19 protein-coding genes are annotated in these 19,334 nt (G+C 51.5%); 7 read left to right on the top strand and 12 right to left on the bottom strand.

Going from position 1 to position 19,334, the window contains the following annotated elements:
* The coding region (locus tag EA14781_RS16240) for a YehQ C-terminal OB-fold domain-containing protein (protein ID WP_042326870.1) at window positions 1–701 on the top strand (701 nt) is incomplete at its 5' end.
* Between the two features lie 130 nt (window positions 702–831).
* Window positions 832–1,293, top strand: coding sequence for a YehR family lipoprotein (locus EA14781_RS16235; protein ID WP_000643193.1), 462 nt, complete (start codon window positions 832–834; stop codon window positions 1,291–1,293).
* 42 nt (window positions 1,294–1,335) lie between these two features.
* On the opposite strand, the gene EA14781_RS16230 is transcribed toward EA14781_RS16235, so the two are convergent.
* From EA14781_RS16230 to btsS, 3 genes are read right to left on the bottom strand one after another with little or no spacing between them, the layout of a single operon-like run.
* Entirely contained in the window at window positions 1,336–1,806 is a 471-nt protein-coding gene (locus EA14781_RS16230; protein ID WP_000950403.1) for a YehS family protein, read from the bottom strand.
* A gap of 46 nt (window positions 1,807–1,852) precedes the next feature.
* Entirely contained in the window at window positions 1,853–2,572 is a 720-nt protein-coding gene (gene btsR, locus EA14781_RS16225) for a two-component system response regulator BtsR (RefSeq protein WP_002461811.1), read from the bottom strand.
* Window positions 2,569–4,254: a two-component regulatory system sensor histidine kinase BtsS gene (gene btsS / locus EA14781_RS16220; RefSeq protein ID WP_002461809.1), complete on the bottom strand. Its 1,686-nt coding sequence runs from the start codon at window positions 4,252–4,254 to the stop codon at window positions 2,569–2,571. Before btsS ends, btsR begins: the two co-directional genes overlap by 4 nt.
* A 221-nt stretch (window positions 4,255–4,475) precedes the next feature.
* Here btsS and mlrA point away from each other — a divergent pair, with 221 nt between their 5' ends.
* Window positions 4,476–5,207 carry an HTH-type transcriptional regulator MlrA gene (gene mlrA / locus EA14781_RS16215; RefSeq protein ID WP_001240387.1) on the top strand — a complete coding sequence of 244 codons (732 nt, stop codon included), beginning with the start codon at window positions 4,476–4,478 and terminating at the stop codon, window positions 5,205–5,207.
* Between the two features lie 59 nt (window positions 5,208–5,266).
* Window positions 5,267–5,374 carry a protein YohO gene (locus EA14781_RS16210; protein WP_001216963.1) on the top strand — a complete coding sequence of 36 codons (108 nt, stop codon included), beginning with the start codon at window positions 5,267–5,269 and terminating at the stop codon, window positions 5,372–5,374.
* On the opposite strand, the gene EA14781_RS16205 is transcribed toward EA14781_RS16210, so the two are convergent.
* The 5 genes from EA14781_RS16205 to bglX all read right to left on the bottom strand — a co-directional run bounded on the left by EA14781_RS16205 (window position 5,355) and on the right by bglX (window position 11,662).
* On the bottom strand, window positions 5,355–6,086 hold the full coding sequence (locus EA14781_RS16205) for an ABC transporter permease (protein WP_000783147.1): 732 nt from the start codon (window positions 6,084–6,086) through the stop codon (window positions 5,355–5,357). The two genes, EA14781_RS16210 and EA14781_RS16205, sit on opposite strands and share 20 nt — an antisense overlap.
* A 4-nt stretch (window positions 6,087–6,090) precedes the next feature.
* Window positions 6,091–7,017, bottom strand: coding sequence for a glycine betaine ABC transporter ATP binding protein YehX (yehX, locus tag EA14781_RS16200; protein WP_000569310.1), 927 nt, complete (start codon window positions 7,015–7,017; stop codon window positions 6,091–6,093).
* Window positions 7,010–8,167 (bottom strand): ABC transporter permease, encoded by a 1,158-nt coding sequence (locus EA14781_RS16195; protein WP_000940764.1) that lies wholly within the window; start codon window positions 8,165–8,167, stop codon window positions 7,010–7,012. Before EA14781_RS16195 ends, yehX begins: the two co-directional genes overlap by 8 nt.
* 6 nt (window positions 8,168–8,173) lie before the next feature.
* Window positions 8,174–9,091: a glycine betaine ABC transporter substrate-binding protein OsmF gene (gene osmF / locus EA14781_RS16190; RefSeq protein WP_001131409.1), complete on the bottom strand. Its 918-nt coding sequence runs from the start codon at window positions 9,089–9,091 to the stop codon at window positions 8,174–8,176.
* A gap of 273 nt (window positions 9,092–9,364) precedes the next feature.
* The gene (gene bglX / locus EA14781_RS16185) at window positions 9,365–11,662 is read right to left on the bottom strand and encodes a beta-glucosidase BglX (RefSeq protein WP_000871522.1); all 2,298 of its coding nucleotides are present in this window, start codon (window positions 11,660–11,662) and stop codon (window positions 9,365–9,367) included.
* A gap of 195 nt (window positions 11,663–11,857) precedes the next feature.
* On the opposite strand from bglX, the gene dld reads away from it, so the two are divergent.
* Window positions 11,858–13,573, top strand: a complete 1,716-nt coding sequence (dld, locus tag EA14781_RS16180; protein WP_000097349.1) for a D-lactate dehydrogenase — start codon at window positions 11,858–11,860, stop codon at window positions 13,571–13,573.
* Between the two features lie 39 nt (window positions 13,574–13,612).
* Window positions 13,613–13,762 carry a hypothetical protein gene (locus EA14781_RS25290; RefSeq protein ID WP_157944440.1) on the top strand — a complete coding sequence of 50 codons (150 nt, stop codon included), beginning with the start codon at window positions 13,613–13,615 and terminating at the stop codon, window positions 13,760–13,762.
* Between the two features lie 274 nt (window positions 13,763–14,036).
* Here EA14781_RS25290 and pbpG read toward each other — a convergent pair whose 3' ends face one another.
* Window positions 14,037–14,966, bottom strand: a complete 930-nt coding sequence (pbpG, locus tag EA14781_RS16175) for a D-alanyl-D-alanine endopeptidase (protein ID WP_010342723.1) — start codon at window positions 14,964–14,966, stop codon at window positions 14,037–14,039.
* A 173-nt stretch (window positions 14,967–15,139) separates the two neighbouring features.
* On the bottom strand, window positions 15,140–15,727 hold the full coding sequence (locus EA14781_RS16170) for a Yip1 family protein (RefSeq protein WP_000020074.1): 588 nt from the start codon (window positions 15,725–15,727) through the stop codon (window positions 15,140–15,142).
* A 169-nt stretch (window positions 15,728–15,896) separates the two neighbouring features.
* On the opposite strand from EA14781_RS16170, the gene EA14781_RS16165 reads away from it, so the two are divergent.
* Entirely contained in the window at window positions 15,897–16,454 is a 558-nt protein-coding gene (locus EA14781_RS16165) for a DedA family protein (protein ID WP_000354102.1), read from the top strand.
* A 52-nt stretch (window positions 16,455–16,506) separates the two neighbouring features.
* Here the strand turns inward: EA14781_RS16165 and mdtQ are convergent, their stop codons facing one another.
* Together mdtQ and dusC are read right to left on the bottom strand one after the other, a co-directional pair.
* A complete protein-coding gene (mdtQ, locus tag EA14781_RS16160) occupies window positions 16,507–17,946 on the bottom strand; it encodes a multidrug resistance outer membrane protein MdtQ (RefSeq protein WP_001078184.1) in 1,440 nt (479 codons plus the stop codon).
* Window positions 17,947–18,242: 296 nt separating this feature from the next.
* On the bottom strand, window positions 18,243–19,193 hold the full coding sequence (gene dusC, locus EA14781_RS16155) for a tRNA dihydrouridine(16) synthase DusC (protein WP_001264857.1): 951 nt from the start codon (window positions 19,191–19,193) through the stop codon (window positions 18,243–18,245).
* Between the last annotated feature and the right edge of the window lie 141 nt (window positions 19,194–19,334).

Below are 19,334 nucleotides of genomic sequence, written 5' to 3'. Positions count from 1 at the left end.
CCGCCTGGCAAATGTTGAGTGCGCCGTTGCGCCAGCTAGGTATTTCAGCGTTGCGGGAATATTTACGTTCACGCGCTCCCGCGTGCATACGGCCTCTTAATCAGGTTGATAACTTATTTATTCTCCCGGTGTCGGAGTGTCTTTCCCTGGGCTGGGATAGTACACGGCAAACGCTGGATGCGCAGATGATTAGCGGAGAGGGTGAAAGCAATACGCTGACATTATCCCTCCCCGCTTCTGCCTGCGCCCCCTTTGCCGTTGAACGCATGGCGGCGTTGTTAAAACAAACCGACGACCCCGTTTGTCTGATTTCCGGGTTTGTCAGTTTCGTCGAAGGGCGGTTAACGCTGGAGCCGCAGGTAATGATGACAAAAACCCGCGCCTGGGCGCTGGACGCAGAAACTGCGCCTGTCGCACCACTGCCTTCTGCCAGCGTTCTTCCTGCGCCGTCCTCCGCCCATCGGTTGCTGATGCGCTGCCAGGCGTTGCTCATTCAACTGCTGCATAACGGCTGGCGTTACCAGGAACAAAGCATCATTAATCAGGCAGAGATACTGGCTGGCAAGTTGACCGCTGTAGGTTTTTATCGGCTGGCGCATTTGTTGAATCAGTTACGTCATTCCGAAGGCGAGACACTGAGTGAGATATTGAATAACTGCGTTTTACTCTGTGAACAGTTATTACTGATGCTGGAAAAATAAAGGGGTACGCATGTTTTTTATTAAGAGTTCTACTCCATTTTCGGACTGCTCAAGTCGTAGTATTAAGCATATTCTATAGCGCCCTGGTGAGCGTCACCAGTTTTGTGATTTTGATAAAATGGAGTTTTACATGAAGGCTTTCAATAAGCTGTTTTCACTCGTTGTTGCATCTGTTCTGGTGTTCTCTCTCGCAGGTTGTGGTGACAAAGAAGAATCGAAAAAATTTAGCGCTAATCTGAATGGTACTGAAATTGCCATTACTTATGTCTACAAAGGCGACAAGGTAATTAAACAATCTTCTGAAACCAAAATTCAGTTTGCCGCCATTGGTGCGACAACCAAAGAAGATGCGGCTAAAACACTTGAGCCGTTAAGCGCAAAATACAAAAACATCCCAGGTGTAGACGAAAAATTAACCTACACCGATACTTACGCTCAGGAAAACGTCAATATTGATATGGAAAAAGTAGACCTGAAAGCCCTGCAAGGTATTTCCGGTATTAAGATGAGCGATGAAGATACCAGCAAAGGTGTCAGCATGAAGCAAATCGAACTGGTCATGGCTGCCGCTGGTTTTAAAGAAGTAAAATAATCTGTCTGCGGCCATGTTTTTGGCATGGCCGCCATACCCGTCTTAGCTTTTCGTCACATGCTGGCGCGCTGCCAGCCCACGCAGAAAATAACGTAAGAATTGATCGCCGCATTCACGGAAATTTTTATGCTCCGGTGCGCGCATCATTGCGGTAATTTCCGGCATTGAGACACGGAACTGCTGTTCTGTGAGTATTGCCAGAATATCATCAGTTTTCAGAGAAAATGCGATACGTAACTTTTTCAGCACAATATTGTTATTGATCCGACGTTCCGGCTCCAGCGCAGGTGCGGACTCATCCCTGCCCCGTTTTTCGTAAATCAGACCATTAAGGAATGAAGACAAAATAATGTCCGGGCAGCGCTGAAAACCTTCTTCGTCTTCTTTACGCAACCAGACGGCAATCTGTTCGGCGGTAGCTTCAGCATTTCCCAGCGCCAGAATCCGCACCAGGTCATTATTATTGGCTTTCAAAATGTAGCGCACGCTGCGCAGAATATCGTTACTTAGCATGGGGCCTTCAGGTGTTAATGAGGCAAAAAACTATTTTAGCAGTCTTTTACAGGCCAATCGCCTCTTTTAAACTTTTCAGATAGCGACGACTGACCGGCACAGTTAAACCATTACGTAAAACCAGCTCAGCCTGACCGTTATCTTCCAGGCGAATTTCCTGCAAATACGCAAGGTTAACCAGATATTGTCGATGACAACGCAGTAATGGCGTACGGCTCTCCAGCGTGCGCAAGGTCAGTTCGGTAAATCCCTCTTTTCCTTCGTGACTGGTGACGTAAACACCGCTCATCCGGCTGCTGACAAACGCCACATCTTTCATTTGCAACAAATAAATCCGACTGTGTCCGGTACAAGGGATAAATTTCAGCCCTTGTTGATTTTCCGGTAACAGCGAAACATCTTGCTTACTGCGCTCCTGACGCAGACGGACCAGCGTTTTCTCCAGTCGCGCTTCATCAATTGGTTTTAGCAGATAATCAAAAGCATGTTCTTCAAATGCTTTAACTGCATACTCGTCAAATGCGGTCAGAAAAACGATATATGGGCGATGCTCGGGGTCGAGCATACCGACCATTTCCAGACCGCTGATGCGTGGCATCTGAATATCGAGAAACAGCACATCCGGGCGCAATTTATGCACTGCGCCAATTCCTTCGATGGCATTTGAGCATTCACCGACGATTTCAATATCGCTTTGCTCCTGCAAAAATACGCGCAGGTTTTCCCGTGCTAATGGTTCATCATCAACAATCAGCACTTTAATCATGCCTCGTCCCTCCATGGCAGTCGTAAAGTTATTCGGGTGTAACTATCAGCCTCACAGGCAACGCTGATTCCATAGTCGTCGCCAAATCGTTCACGTAAACGCTTATCCACCAGGTTCATCCCCAGTCCGCTGGCACTGGCTACCGGATGGTACAAACCGGCATTGTCTTCAATCTCCAGCATTAAATGTTGCCCCTCACGTCGGGCGCTAATTGCCACTTTCCCTGTTTCCAGCAGTTGTGACGTTCCATGTTTAATCGCGTTTTCGACTATCGGTTGCAAAGTAAACGCTGGCAACTGCTGTTGAGATAATTCCTCAGGGATGGTTATGCTGACCTGCAACCGCGACTGAAAGCGCGCTTTTTCAATTTGCAGATAAGCATTTACATGTTCAATTTCATCGGCGAGGGTAACAAACTCCGAAGGACGCTTTAAGTTTTTGCGAAAAAACGTCGACAGATACTGCACCAGTTGGCTGGCCTGTTCGCTGTCGCGGCGGATCACCGCTTTAATGGTATTAAGCGCATTAAACAGAAAATGGGGATTTACCTGGGCGTGTAACAGTTTGATTTCCGATTGTGTGAGCATCGCTTTTTGTCGTTCATATTGTCCGGCGAGGATCTGCGCCGAAAGCAATTGCGCAATCCCCTCGCCCAGCGTGCGGTTGATAGAACTGAACAAGCGGTTTTTCGCTTCATACAATTTGATGGTGCCCATCACTCGCTGATTTTCGCCACGCAGTGGAATCACCAGCGTTGAGCCTAACTTGCATTGCGGATGCAACGAGCAACGGTAAGGCACTTCGTTGCCATCGGCGTAGACCACTTCGCCGGTTTCAATCGCTTTTAAGGTATAAGACGAAGAAATCGGTTTGCCAGGCAAATGGTGGTCGTCGCCAATGCCGGTAAAAGCCAGTAATTTCTCACGATCGGTAATCGCGACCGCACCAATATCCAGCTCCTGATACAGCACCTGTGCCACCTTCATGCTGTTCACTTCGTTAAAGCCCTGGCGCAGAATACCTTCCGTCGAGGCGGCCACTTTTAGCGCCGTTGCCGAAAACGCCGAGGTATATTTCTCAAACATGGCGCGTTTATCCAGCAATATACGCATAAACAACGCAGCACCTACTGTGTTGGTAACCATCATCGGCGCAGCAATATTACTGACCAGACGAACGGCATCTTCATAAGGACGGGCAATAGCCAGGATAATCAGCATTTGTACCATTTCCGCGACAAAGGTGACGGCGCCTGCGGTAATCGGGTTAAAAACCTTATCGGTACGGCCACGATGGATCAGAATGCTGTGAACCAGACCGCCGAGTAACCCTTCAACGATCGTCGAGATCATGCAACTCAGCGCAGTCATCCCTCCCATTGAATAACGGTGTAATCCCCCGGTCAGACCAACCAGACCTCCCACGACCGGGCCGCCCAGCAAACCGCCCATCACCGCCCCTATCGCCCGGGTATTGGCAATAGAATCGTCGATGTGCAATCCGAACCAGGTGCCCATGATGCAAAAGATGGAAAAGACGATATAGCAGAGAAATTTATGCGGCAGACGAACCGTGACCTGCATTAACGGTATAAATAATGGCGTTTTACTCATTAACCACGCAATGACTAAAAAAACGCACATCTGCTGAAGCAGCAGCAACACCAGATTAAAATCGTACATACCCGCAAACCACACATCCCTTTAAAACGCGTAACATACATGGCTCGCGTTTAACTTTCTTTGAACTGTTGCAGAAAAATGAAAAATCGTGAGTATGATCACCCAAAACAACCTGGCAAAAACAAAATCATCCTAAACGAGATCAAAAAACGGGCAAAACTACCTGGTTCGCCATTCTCCGTCTAAAGTTAAACCGGGACCTCGCGAGTAAGGGTAAGAGGATGGCGCTTTACACAATTGGTGAAGTGGCGTTGCTTTGCGATATCAACCCTGTCACGTTACGCGCGTGGCAGAGGCGTTACGGGTTGTTGAAACCGCAGCGGACAGACGGCGGTCATCGCCTGTTTAACGACGCGGATATTGACCGGATCCGAGAGATCAAACGCTGGATTGACAATGGCGTGCAGGTCAGCAAAGTCAAAATGTTGCTCAGTAATGAGAATATTGATGTGCAGAATGGCTGGCGCGATCAACAAGAAACGCTGCTTAATTACCTGCAAAGCGGTAATTTGCAAAGTCTGCGGATGTGGATCAAAGAGCGCGGTCAGGATTATCCCGCCCAGACGCTCACTACGCATCTGTTTATTCCACTGCGTCGACGGCTTCAGTGCCAACAGCCGACTCTGCAGACATTATTGGCGATCCTGGACGGCGTACTGATCAACTATATCTCTATTTGCCTGGCTTCAGCGCGCAAAAAACAGGGCAAAGATGCGCTGGTGGTTGGCTGGAATATTCAGGATACCACCCGTCTGTGGCTGGAAGGTTGGATTGCCAGTCAGCAAGGATGGCGCATTGATGTCCTCGCTCACTCACTCAACCAGCTACGCCCGGAATTGTTTGAAGGCCGCACTTTATTAGTCTGGTGCGGCGAAAACCAAACCTCTGCACAACAGCAACAACTCACCAGTTGGCAGGAACAGGGGCACGATATTTTCCCGCTTGGTATTTAATAATTCGTTAACAAATGCGCTTTGCTGTACAATCCTTTCATTAACATAAGGAGTGCATTATGCGCATAGCTAAAATTGGAGTCATCGCCCTGTTTCTTTTTATGGCATTAGGCGGAATCGGTGGCGTCATGCTCGCAGGTTATACCTTTATTTTGCGTGCTGGCTAAGCGCCTGCACCAGCTTTTCAAACAGGCGGTCTACGATGATCGCCGCCAGTGCCACCAGCAACGCCCCCTGGATCACATAAGCGGTATTAAATCCGCTAAGTCCGATGATGATAGGCGTACCCAGCGTGCTGGCCCCTACCGTTGAGGCGATGGTCGCCGTGCCAATATTAATAATCACTGAAATCCGCACACCAGCCAAAATCACTGGCGCCGCCAGCGGTAGCTCTACCTTACGCAGTCGCTGACCACGGCTCATTCCCATGCCTTTAGCAACATCCGTCACGCTATCATCAATCGCGCCCAGTCCGGCAAGTGTCGCCTGCAGGATGGGCAATACGCCGTAAAGGATCAGCGCGATAATGGCAGGTTGCAGACCAAACCCGATAACCGGAACGGCGAGCGCCAGTACCGCCACTGGCGGGAAGGTCTGCCCTACTGCGGCGATAGTTTCCACCATCGGGCGAAATTCTGCGCCCCACGGGCGGGTGACGGCAATTCCGGCACCAGCGCCAATAATCACTGCAAACAAACTTGAAATCCCCACCAGCCAGAAATGCTCCAGCGTCAGGACAGCAAAACTTTCCTGCAGATAAACGGGCCGCGGCAGTTGTGGAAACAAGGCACTGAACAGCGGCTGGCTGTAAGGCAGCCAGAAAATCAGCATTACAAACAGGGCTATAAGCCAGGACAGCGGATCGCGCAACATTTTCATACGATTACGCCTCTACCAGCAGATCCTGAAAATGCAGCGTACCGCAAGGCTGGCCCTGTGTGTTGACCACTGGCAGCACTTCGCATCCTCGGGCAACAAACAGTGAGAGCGCATCGCGAAGCGTCATCTCTTCTATCAACGCCTCACCTTCAGCGCGTTCGTCACGACGCACATAATCCACCACACTACGCAATGACAACAGACGTACGCCCAGTTCACTACGCCCAAAAAACTGGCGAACAAAGTCGTTTGCCGGATAAGTAAGCATCGCCAGCGGATTGCCCTGCTGCACCACTTCTCCATGATCCATCAACACCAGATGTTCTGCCAGCCGTAGCGCCTCATCAATATCATGAGTGACCAGCACAATGGTGCGCCCCAGCAAACGGTGAATGCGTGTCATCTCTTGCTGTAACGCGCCACGTGTTACCGGGTCCAGCGCGCCGAATGGCTCATCCATCAGCAGAACTTGCGGATCGGCGGCCAGCGCACGCGCCACTCCCACGCGCTGCTGCTGCCCCCCGGAAAGCTGATGCGGATAACGCTCGCGTAAATCTGGCTCCAGCCCCAGTAGAGCCATTAATTCGTCGATACGATCGTCAATCCGCGCCCGCGACCATTTTTGCAGTTGCGGCACGGTGGCGATATTTTGCGCCACGCTCCAGTGTGGAAACAGGCCAATAGATTGAATCGCGTAGCCCATCCGGCGGCGCAACTCCAGCACCGGCAGCGAGCGAATTTCCTCTCCGGCAAAGCGGATCACCCCACTGTCATGCTCCACCAGACGATTAATCATCTTCAGAGTGGTGGATTTACCGGAACCTGACGTGCCAATCAGCACCGAGAAACTCCCCTCCTGAAAATGAAGGTTGAGATCGTTAACGGCCTTTTGCGTGCCAAAAAATTTGCTGACATGGCTGAATTCAATCATGTTTTGTCACCTTCAGCAGTGCGATTAACAAATCGAACAAGGCATCAATAATTACCGCCAGCCCTATCACCGGGATCACTCCCAGCAAAACTAAATCGGTGGCGCTACTTAGCAACCCTTGAAAAACCAGCGCTCCGAAGCCGCCTGCGCCAATTAACGCCGCTACCACCGCCATACCAACGGTTTGCACCATCACCACTCGCAGACTGCGCAGAAATACTGGCAGCGCCAGCGGTAACTGAACACACAAGAAACGCTGCCCCTCACTCATCCCCATCGCACTGGCGCTTTCCAGCACATCGCGTGGGATCTGATTCAGGCCCACGACCACGCCACGCACCAACGGCAGTAAGGCGTAGAGCGCCAGCGCAATCAGTGCAGGCGTCATGCCCGTTCCCGCTATGCCAAGCGTTCCCAGCCACGGAAAGGCGGCAACCAGCCCGGCAAGCGGCGCAATCAACAAACCAAACAGCGCCACCGAAGGCACGGTCTGAATGACATTGAGCAGTGAAAAAATCGCCCCCTGCCGCGCGGTGGAAAAGTGGCACCAGACGCCCAGCGGCACGCCAACCACCAGCGCAGGCAGCACCGAACCAAACAACAGGATAAGATGTTGCGCCAGCGCGTCGTCAAACACATCCTGACGGTTGGCGTATTCTTTCATTATCGAGAGATCATTAAGCATGCCGGAGAACAGCAACCACAGCGGAATGATGGCAATCTGAATATGCAGCAACCAGCGCCATAGAGGATACGTAGTGATCCGGCGGATAGCATCGCTACAGGCCAGCAGTGACAACGCGGCAGCCAGCCAGAAACCACTGCCGGGGCTGGTACGCGCCAGTGCACTGCCATTTTGCGCCAGTTGTGTTGCGGCTTTTCCCGCGCCCCACACCAGCAACACGAAGACGAATTGCGCCAGGATGAGTGCAAAAATGTGACCTTTTCTACCAGGAATAAAGCAGGCGGTTAACCAGGCGCAACCAATGCCCACCAGCATCCAGATCGTTTGCGGCCACAGTTGCCAGAGATAACGCCCTTCACCAGAGACTAATCGGTTTGGGGCGTAACTGATAAACGGTAGCGCCGCCGCTATTGCCGCCAGCAATAGCAGCAATGCCAGAACAGGATTAATACGCAGATGTGCCACGAGAAATTATTTCGTCATCCCTTTTTGCTTCAGATAATCGGCTGCCACTTTTTTGGCATCCAGCCCTTCCACGGCAATGCTGGCGTTCAGTTTCTGCAGCGTTTTTTCGTCGAGACTGGCGAAAACAGGCTGTAACCACTGCGCCATTTGCGGATACTCTTTCAATACCGATTCCCGCACCACTGGCGCAGGTGCATAAATTGGCTGGACGCCTTGCGGATCGCTTAAAGTTTGCAGCCCAAGCGCCGCTACCGGGCCGTCGGTGCCATAGGCCATCGCAGCATTGACGCCAGAGATCTGCTGGGCCGCGGCTTTAATCGTCACCGCCGTGTCGCCGCCCGCCAGCGACAGTAACTGATCCTGACCGAGTTTAAAGCCATAGGCTTTTTCAAACGCGGGTAACGCATCGGCGCGTTCAATAAACTCTGCCGAGGCCGCCAGTTTAAAAGTGCCGCCCTCCTTCAGATAGCGGCTGAGATCGGCAAGCGAAGCGAGTTTGTTTTTCTCAGCCAGCTCCTGACGTACGGCGATGGTCCAGGTGTTATTGGCTGGCGCAGGCGTCAGCCAGATCAACTTGTTTTGCTCTGCATCGAGCTTTTTGACTTTCTCGTAGCCCTGCCCGGCATTTTTCCACGCCGCATCGTTTTCATCTTTAAAGAAGAACGCCCCGTTGCCGGTATATTCCGGGTAGATATCAAGTTCACCGGAGGTGATCGCTCCGCGTACCACAGGAGTCGTTCCCAACTGGACTTTATTCACCGTCGGTACACCGTGGCTTTCCAGTACTTGCAAAATAATGTTGCCGAGCAACGCGCCTTCGGTATCGATTTTTGAACCGACCTTAACGGGAGAAGCCGCCTGTAGCGGCAGGCTCACGGCTGCCAACATAACCAGTGAACCAGCCCAAAGCGTTGAGAGTGGCATGATGCTTTCCTCATTCTTTTACTGTTGTTTTCAGCGAATTAAGAGAAAAGCATAGTTGATAATGGTGAGGTTAGCCTGAGCGGAAGGATTCAGTTGCAGAATCAGATATATACTTAAAGGGCATATTTTGTCCGGTGTTTCTTGCCGGATGCGGCGTAAACACCTCATCCGGCCTACAAAGAGTAAAAATTCAATAGATTGCAACAATTCTGTAGGCCTGATAAGCACAACGCATCAGGCAAAGGGCGCAGACGTCGCGCCCTTACTAAAGCATTACAGCAACTCAAACTCGCCTTTCTTAACGCGTGCGGAATCGGTGCCGATAAAGACGTTGAACTTGCCCGGTTCTGCATCGTACTTCATCTGCTGATTCCAGAACTTCAGCGCCTCAATATCGATCGGGAAGCTGACAGTCTGAGTTTCACCTGGCTTCAGGGTGATTTTCTCAAAACCTTTTAGCTGTTTCACCGGGCGACTCATGGAAGCCGTCACATCCTGCAAGTACATCTGGATTACCGTGGCCCCTTCGCGTTTACCGGTGTTAGTTACCTGCACGCTGGCGGTCACTTTACCGTCACGCTTCATAGTCGGGGCAGAGAGTTTCACATCAGAGACGGTGAACGTGGTATAGCTCAGACCATATCCGAACGGATAGAGCGGGCCGTTAGCTTCATCAAAATAACGCGACGTGTATTTATTCGGCTTGTCGGCGTTATACGGACGACCAGTATTCAGATGGCTGTAGTAAACCGGGATCTGCCCGACAGAACGTGGGAAAGACATCGGCAGCTTACCGGACGGGTTGTAATCGCCAAACAACACATCGGCAATCGCATTACCGCCTTCAGTACCCGCAAACCAGGTTTCCAGAATCGCGTCGGCCTGCTGATCTTCTTTCACTAGCGCCAACGGACGCCCGTTCATCAACACCAGCACCAGCGGTTTGCCAGTCGCTTTCAGCGCCGTAATTAAGTCACGCTGGCTTTGTGGAATGGTGATATCGGTACGGCTGGAAGCTTCGTGCGCCATCCCCTGCGCTTCACCGACCACAGCCACCACCACATCAGATTGTTTCGCAGTCTGCACAGCTTCATCAATCATCTCTTGCGGCAATCGCGGATCAACTTTTACCGCCTCTTCATACTGATTCAGGAAATCAACGATACCTTTATCATTGGTAACATTCGCCCCTTTGGCGTACAGCACTTTACCGTTTTCGCCGACAGCGTTTTTAATCCCGGTCAGCACAGTAACAGATTGCTCGACAACACCTGCCGCTGACCAACTGCCCATGACATCACGTTTACTGTCCGCCAGCGGACCAACGACCGCAATGGTGGAAGATTTTTTCAACGGCAGCGTTTCAAGACGATTTTTCAGCAGCACCAGACTTTCGCGCGCCACTTCACGCGCTTCTTTGCGGTGCAGGCGACTTTCAGCATTGGTATCCACCGGGTCAGACTCTTTCGGCCCCAGATGGCTGTATGGATCGTTAAACAGCCCCATATCATATTTAACATTCAGCACATGGCGGGTAGCGTCGTCCAGCTCTGCCATCGTCACTTTACCGGACTTAATCAACCCCGGCAGATACTTCGAGTAATACTCATCGCTCATGCTCATGTTAATACCAGACTTCAGCGCCACACGTACCGCATCTTCCGGGTCTGCCGCCGTGCCATGTTTGATCAACTCTTTGATTGCACCGTGATCAGAAACAGTAATGCCTTTAAAACCCCACTGATCGCGCAGAACATCTTTCAGCAGCCAGGAATCAGAGGTTGCAGGCGTACCGTTGAGAGAGTTCAGCGCCACCATCACCGCGCCGCTGCCTGCATCCAGTCCCGCTTTATACGGTGGCATATAGTCGTTAAACAGGCGCTGCGGACTCATATCGACGGTGTTGTACTCTTTACCGCCCTCTACCGCGCCGTAAGCGGCGAAGTGTTTCACGCTGGTCATCACCGAGTAGCGATCTGCCGGGCTTTTGCCCTGCATCGCTTCAACCATCGTTTTACCCATAACCGAGGTGAGATAGGTATCTTCACCAAAACCTTCAGAGGCGCGTCCCCAGCGAGGATCGCGCGAGACATCAACCATTGGCGCCCAGGTCATATTCAGGCCATCGTCCGCCGCTTCATAAGCAGAGACGCGCCCCACAGTTTTCACCGTATCGAGGTTAAAAGAAGAGGCCAGACCGAGGCTAATCGGGAACACCGTGCGCTGACCGTGCAGCACATCGTAAGCAAAAAAGAGAGGAATTTTCAGGCGGCTGAGTTCCATTACCTGATCCTGCATGGCACGGATATCCTGACGAGTCACGGTATTAAAAATCGCCCCAACCTGCCCGTTTTTGATCATCTCGCGGATCGCCTCTTTCGGGTTATCCGGGCCAACGCTGATTAAACGTAACTGACCAATTTTCTCATCAACCGTCATTTTCTTAAGCAGTTCGGTGACGAAAGCATCCCGCGCTTCTGGCGTTAATGGATGGTTGCCGAATAAATCATCCGCCAGTGCTGGTTGTAGGGCCAGACTCACCGCGATACCTACTGAACATAGCCATTTCATGTGGATTATTCTTCCTCTGTTGCCTGACGTGGCAGCGAAAATGGTGCAAAAACCGTAGTTTGCCATAAGCCTGATGGGGAGAGAAAAAGAAAGCTCAGTTTATTGTCTGAATTTTCAAAATATTCACTCGCTGAATTGTTATACAAAGCGCTATTCTAGTTTGTGATATTTTTTCGCCACCACAAGGAGTGGAAAATGTCTTCCATGACAACAACTGATAATAAAGCCTTTTTGAATGAACTTGCCCGTCTGGTCGGTCATTCACACCTGCTCACCGACCCCGCAAAAACCGCCCGTTATCGCAAGGGCTTCCGTTCTGGCCAGGGCGACGCGCTGGCCGTTGTTTTCCCGGGATCGCTGCTGGAATTATGGCGAGTACTGAAAGCCTGCGTTGCTGCGGATAAAATTATTCTGATGCAGGCCGCCAATACCGGTCTGACCGAAGGTTCCACACCAAATGGTAACGACTATGATCGCGATGTCGTGATCATCAGCACCCTGCGTCTCGATAAACTGCATATTCTCGGCAAGGGCGAACAGGTTCTGGCGTATCCTGGCACCACACTCTATTCGCTGGAAAAAGCCCTCAAACCGCTGGGTCGTGAACCGCACTCGGTAATTGGTTCATCGTGCATTGGCGCGTCGGTCATTGGTGGCATTTGTAATAACTCCGGCGGTTCGCTGGTACAGCGCGGCCCTGCATATACTGAAATGTCGTTATTCGCGCGCATAAATGAAGACGGTAAACTGACGCTGGTTAACCATCTGGGGATTGATTTGGGTGAAACGCCGGAGCAGATCCTCAGCAAGCTGGATGACGATCGCATCAAAGAGGACGATGTGCGCCACGATGGTCGCCACGCCCACGATTATGACTATGTTCACCGCGTGCGGGATATTGAAGCCGACACACCCGCGCGTTATAACGCCGACCCGGATCGCCTGTTTGAATCTTCCGGTTGCGCCGGAAAACTGGCGGTATTCGCCGTACGTCTCGATACCTTCGAAGCAGAAAAAAATCAGCAGGTGTTTTATATCGGTACCAACCAGCCAGAAGTGCTGACCGAAATCCGTCGCCATATTCTGGCGAATTTTGAAAATCTGCCGGTTGCCGGGGAGTATATGCATCGGGATATCTACGATATCGCAGAGAAATACGGCAAAGATACCTTCCTGATGATTGATAAACTTGGCACCGACAAGATGCCGTTCTTCTTCAATCTCAAGGGGCGCACCGATGCAATGCTGGAGAAAGTGAAATTCTTCCGTCCGCATTTTACCGATCGCGCAATGCAGAAATTCGGGCATTTATTCCCCAGTCATTTGCCGCCGCGGATGAAGAGCTGGCGCGATAAATATGAACATCATTTGCTGTTAAAAATGGCAGGCGATGGCGTTGGCGAAGCCAAATCGTGGCTGGTGGATTATTTCAAACAGGCCGAAGGTGATTTCTTTGTTTGTACGCCGGAGGAAGGCAGCAAAGCGTTTTTACACCGTTTCGCGGCGGCAGGCGCGGCAATTCGTTATCAGGCCGTGCATTCCGATGAGGTCGAAGACATTCTGGCGCTGGATATCGCCTTACGGCGTAATGACACCGAGTGGTATGAGCATTTACCGCCGGAAATCGACAGCCAGTTAGTGCATAAACTCTATTACGGCCATTTTATGTGTTACGTCTTCCACCAGGATTACATCGTTAAGAAAGGCGTGGATGTACATGCGTTGAAGGAACAAATGCTGGAACTGTTACGCCAGCGCGGCGCACAGTATCCTGCCGAGCATAACGTCGGTCATTTGTATAAAGCACCGGAGACGCTGCAGAAGTTTTATCGCGAGAACGATCCGACCAACAGTATGAACCCGGGGATCGGCAAAACCAGTAAGCGGAAAAACTGGCAGGAAGTAGAGTAAATACGGCAGGATGCCGGATACAGATGGAGGCCTGATAAAATGCGCAAGCATCACATCAGGCATCGTGCACCGGATGCCGGATGCGGCGTGAACGCCTTATCCTGCCTACAGGTTCGTCACGATTGTCGGCCTGATAAAATGCGCAAGCATCGCATCTGGCATCGTGCCCGAATGCCGGATGCGGCGTGAACGCCTTATCCGGCCTACAGGTTCGTCACGATTGTCGGGCTGATAAAATGCGCAAGCATCGCATCTGGCATCGTGCCTGAACGTCGGATGCGGCGTGAACGCCTTATCCGACCTACAGATTCACCACGATTGTCGGCCTGATAAAATGTGCAAGCATCGCATGCTGGCATTGTGCCTGAACGCCGGATGCGGCGTGAACGCCTTATCCGGCCTACAGGTTCGTCACATTTGTAGGCCTGATAAGATGCGCAAGCATCGCATCAGGCAAACAAACTCAATCGTTCTGCGCCGTCTGCCCCGCCGCCATCTGGGCCGCTTTTTGTTTTTTATAATTCAACGCCGCAGCCGGAACTGGCATCACTTTACCGGTTTCAATCCACGTACGTAAACGGCTGGCATCGGCGAAATGGGTATATTTGCCAAACGCATCCATCACTACCAGTGCCACAGGTTTGTTATTGATAACCGTGCGCATCACCAGGCAGTGTCCCGCCGCATTAGTAAAACCGGTTTTGGTTAACTGAATATTCCAGTTATCGCGGTACACCAGATGGTTAGTGTTACGGAACGGCAGCGTATACGTCGGATTAGAGAAGGTCGCCATATCTTCCCGGGTAGTACTTAACTGCCCGATCAGCGGATACTGTTTGGTCGCAATCAACAGTTTTGTTAAATCACGGGCAGTTGAAACGTTATGTACCGATAACCCGGTCGGTTCAACAAAACGCGTATTGTTCATCCCAAGGGACTTCGCTTTCGCATTCATCGCCTTAATAAAGGCTTTGTAGCCACCGGGATAATGATGTGCCAGGCTTGCCGCCGCGCGATTTTCAGAGGACATCAGCGCCAGCAGCAGCATATCTTTACGGCTGATTTCGCTGTTCAATCGCACACGCGAATAGACGCCTTTCATCTCCGGGGTCTGGCTGATATCCACTTTCAGTTTTTCATCCAGCGGCAGTCGTGCGTCAAGCACCACCATCGCGGTCATTAACTTGCTGATAGAGGCAATCGGACGCACCAGATCCGGGTGGTTTGAATAGATCACCTTATTGGTATTGAGATCAACAATCATCGCACTACCGGAGGCAATTTCCGGCTGCGACGCTGTGGTAGCGGCTGCCGTTTTCGCAACGGCCTGCGGCGCAAAAGGTACAGCCAGCATCAGAGCAAGGCTAAATAAAGAAACTCGAAATTTCGGCATGATGAGCATTCAGATAGTGGTTCACGCGCACGAGTTGCGCACCGCCGGAGTAAGAATTTACTGAGGCTAGCGAAGCCATCATAACGAGCAAAAAGTGCGGTCGTCAAAGAAGAATCGTGAGGAAATGCTGCATTGCTGACATTTAAGCCAGCAATGCAACGTAAAAGAATTTTCTAGAACAAGCGATAACCGTAACCCCACAGAATAACGGTAATAGCGAGCAGCACTTCCAGCACCAGCACACCAATCGCCAGCGTCGAGCTGGAGAAGCTAAGACCTTCCTCTTTGTTGATATTCAGAAAGCTTGGAATACCGAGATAAAGCAGATAGCCGGTGTAAAACAGCGCCACCGTGCCGACCAGCGCGCACAGCCATACCAGCGGGTAAAGCGCCACCAAGCCACTCAAAAACAGCGGTGTCGCAACGTACCCCGCAAAGACCATACAGTGCGCCAGCGACGGACGCTGCGGATAACGGCGCGCCATCCACCAGATAACTCGCCCCATTACCGCAACCCCGGCTAACATAACGCCATAAAACAAGACAGCCAGCGCCAGTCCGGTAAACCAGGATAACTTCAGAATAGTGCCATCACCAAAATTCCAGCCGATTTGCGTGGTGCCGATAAAGGCACAGATCACCGGAATCGCCGCCATTAGCAGAACGTGGTGGGTGTAATGGTGAGAAATCGTTTCGTTTTCACGATTAATCACCTGCATTTCACGATCGGGATGGGAAAACAGACCCCAGACATGGCTCATACCGCCCCCCTTGTTGTGAGTTGCTGAACCTGACAGTTCAAGTATAAGTCAGATTGTGATTATTTTTTGTTCAATCACTAAATTAGCGCGCCTCTCCGTGAGGCTTTTTCTGCGTGATTTATTGGCAGGGTGTATGCTTACAGGCAACCAAAGGGAGAAAGTCCGGTCTATGGATATCAATACACTCATCTCACAATATGGTTATGCGGCGCTGGTTATTGGCAGTCTGGCAGAGGGTGAAACCGTCACCTTGTTGGGGGGCGTCGCTGCGCATCAAGGGTTGTTAAAATTCCCGCTGGCGGTACTTTCCGTGGCGCTCGGCGGCATGATTGGCGATCAGGTACTTTATCTGTGTGGAAGGCGTTTTGGCGGCAAGTTGCTGCGTCGTTTCTCGAAACATCAGGATAAAATCGAGCGGGCGCAAAAGCTAATCCAGCGCCATCCGTATCTCTTTGTCATCGGCACGCGTTTTATGTATGGCTTTCGGGTGATAGGTCCAACGCTTATCGGTGCCAGCCAACTACCGCCGAAAATCTTTCTGCCGCTAAATATTCTCGGCGCATTGGCCTGGGCACTGATTTTTACCAGCATCGGCTATGCAGGAGGACAGGTAATTGCGCCATGGTTGCACAGTCTCGACCAGCATCTGAAGCACTGGATTTGGTTGATTCTGATCGTAGTTTTGGTGATCGGCGTGCGCTGGTGGCTGAAACGGCGCGAGAGGTGAAACGCCGGATGCCCCCAACGTTTCCCGCTTAATGTTTTATATATGTGATAAATCAACCGCGTTTGTAGCCGCCACCCAACGCATTGGTGAGCTGGATGGAAGCATCCAGCCATTGCCCTTGCAAGAGCAGGCCATTAGCCCGTTCGCGAAGTGCCGGAATTCTGGCCTCGCTGACGCGAGAACCGGCAATGATGCCCGCGTTAAAACGCGCCTGCGCCAGCCCAACTACCCGCAGGGCATCATGCTCAATTTGCGCCTGATGCTGGTTTTTTTCGGCCAGCGTTTGTACCTGGTTCGCCGCTCGCGCCACGTCATTCACGGCGTCGACCACCGCTTTGTTGTAGCTGGCAATCGATAAGTTACTTTCTGCTTTCGCAATATCAAGATTGGCATTAAGCCTGCCGCTGTCGAATATCGGCAACGTCAGACCTGCCGTAACGCCCATCTGCTGGGCAGAACTACGAAACAGATCGCTCAGGTGCAACGCGTCTTGTTGCAGAAAAGCCATCAGATTTATGTCGGGGTAAAATGCCGCTTTCGCTGCATCAATGGCGCTTAATGACGATGCGACATACCAGTGCGCCGCCTGTAAGTCAGCTCTACGTGCCAACAAAGAATAACCCAGTTCATCAGGAAGCTGGCTTTCCACTTTCGGCAGCGCAACCGGATGCAGCTTCAAAGCGCTTGACTGGTGGTTGGTCAGCGCGCTTAACCGCGCCTCGATAATTTTCATTTTTCCCGCCACATCGTTGAGCTGTTGCTGGGTTTTGCTGGCATTAATATCTGTTTCTACGCCTTCGACGGATGAGGTAATTCCACGCTGATAGAGCTGGCGATCGGTCGCGATAATGGTGTTCTGCTCTTTTTCGATTTGCTGCAAGACCGTGTTCAAGGCTGCCTGGGTTTGCCACTCCCAGTACAGCCGTGCCACGCTGCCAGCCAGCAATTGCCGGGTCTGCTCACGTTCAGCCGCTTGCGCTTTAACTTTACCGAGGCGAGCCGTGACTTCCGCCCGATTCTTACCCCAGATATCCAGATGCCAGCCCGCTGTCAAGCCAAAAGTGCCGTTGGTGTACCACGGACCTGTAGTACCTGCCGCCGGGTCGGTCAGGGCAAACGGCCCCATTAATCCTTCTGCCGACATTTTTTGCCGCTCCATATCCGCAGAGAAGTCAATCTGCGGACCGTCCTGAGTTGCTACGGCTTTCACCTGTGCTTCAGCCAGTTGAATACGCTGTTCAGCCACCTGCATATCGGGAGCGTTTTGTAGTGCATTGTTAATTAAGGAAGTGAGTTGATTATCGTGATATGCCAGCCACCACTGGCTGTCTGGCCAGCCGTTTTTCAGTGCCGCAGGTAATGCGGTGTCAACTTGCACAGCCGGTATTTGCTGGTTCAAAGCCTGACGGGTTTCATGCATTGGCGCACATCCCGCCAACAGTAGTAACAGCGGGAAACAGACATTTGCAGTGTAAAAAGAATCACGATTCATGTGGGTCATCAGGCAAGAAAAGGTGCGCGGATATTACCGTGTGTCGCGATATATTGTTTAGTTTCGCGTGGCAATACATCAACGGAAATAAAACGACATATTCAGAAAAATATACCGGGCGCGAATAATATTCTCCAATTTATCTTAATCACGTATGGATGACTGGCGGTGACTGGTCATCCCTGCGCGCTCCTTGCGCCAGTTGCGATATATGGTTTAGCTCATAAAAGGAGCGCAACAAAATGATGAAGCTGAATAAGCGATTCATTGTCTCTGATGGGCTGCTAATTCCACTATTATCGCAGCCTATCGATATCAATTGCCTGAATAGCCCTTGCAATATCAGGGGAATTATTCAACGCCCGAATATGCTGAAATAATTCTGTTGCTTCATCATATTCTTTACGCAAATAACTCAACCACTGCTTAATCCGCGCGACGTGATATAACCCGGTATCGCCCTGTTTTTCCAGGCGGGTATATTTTTGCAGCAAAGCAACGACCTCCGGCCACGGCATTCGCGGTTCGTTATATTTCACCACCCGGCTCAGGTTGGGAATATTGAGCGCCCCGCGCCCAATCATCACCGCGTCACAGCCGCTGATCGCCATGCATTGTTGCGCGCTCTGCCAGTCCCAGATTTCACCGTTAGCAATCACTGGAATATCCAACCGCTGGCGAATCTCGCCAATCGCCTGCCAGTCGATATGCTCCGCGCGATACCCCTGCTCTTTTGTCCGCCCATGCACGACCAGCTCTGTGGCTCCGGCTTGTTGAACAGCGTCGGCAATTTCAAATTTCTTCTCACCGCTGTCCCAGCCCAAACGCACTTTCACGCTGACGGGCAAATGCGCTGGTACGGCTTCGCGCATCGCTTTCGCTCCCAGGTAGATGAGTTCAGGATCTTTCAGTAACGTCGCCCCTCCGCCGCTGCCGTTAACGGTTTTTGACGGACAACCGCAATTGAGATCAACGCCCCAGGAACCTAACTCCACCGCTCGAGCGGCGTTCTCTGCCAGCCATTGCGGAAACTGTCCCAGCAGTTGCACACGCACCAGCGTACCGGATGGCGTCCGGCTGGCATTTTGTAGTTCAGGGCAAATGCGATGAAAAACTTTTACCGGCAGTAGCTGATCCACCACGCGGACAAACTCGGTGATGCACAGATCGTAGTCATTCACTTCGGTCAGTAATTCACGCACCAGAGAGTCAAGTACCCCCTCCATCGGCGCCAGTAACACACGCATATCATCACCCGCAAATAAATATCCTCCGGCATAGCCGGAGGTTTTTCAAATGCGCCTGTAAGGCTCTCTTACCAGCCGCGCCCTAACAGGCGCATACGATCTGACATTTGCATCCAACTTCCTTACTTACGGCCCGTAAAT

Source organism: Escherichia albertii NBRC 107761 = DSM 17582 (genome assembly GCF_000759775.1).
GTDB lineage: Bacteria > Pseudomonadota > Gammaproteobacteria > Enterobacterales > Enterobacteriaceae > Escherichia > Escherichia albertii.
Note: the sequence above shows the minus strand (reverse complement) of the source record. Positions and strands in the feature narration are given on the sequence as shown.